Source organism: Alcanivorax sp. HI0044, assembly GCF_001634945.1.
Map to the genome: position 1 here is coordinate 1 of NZ_LWEZ01000969.1, position 349 is coordinate 349.

The 349-nt window shown below is 57.9% G+C and carries 1 protein-coding gene; it reads right to left on the reverse strand.

Going from position 1 to position 349, the window contains the following annotated elements:
* A partial coding sequence (locus tag A3730_RS11375; protein WP_063538093.1) for a putative quinol monooxygenase occupies positions 1-297 on the reverse strand: 297 nt, incomplete at its 3' end.
* Positions 298-349: the final 52 nt, after the last annotated feature.

Genomic DNA, 349 nt, shown 5'->3' on the forward strand with positions numbered 1-349 from the left:
GTCGCCATCCATGCTGGACACATCAAAGCGAGCCGAGGTGACATCGCCATCAATCATGTCGGGAATGGCATCGAGAAAGGCGTCCACATGCTCGGAGCCAAAATGGATTTCCAGCGCATCCAGGTTCGACCACTGCTGCCACACCATAATCACCCTGGGCGCATCCGCCTGCAGGTATACCTCATAGGCCAGACACCCCCGCTCTCCCCGCGACGCACTGGCAAGCGCCTGCACCAGCGCCAACGCATGGGGCTGTTCGTCTTCTTTCACGGGAAAGGAGCCTTTCACTATGATCATGGAGGGTCACTACGCTGGGAAAACGACCATTGTAGCACAATCGAGCCAACGC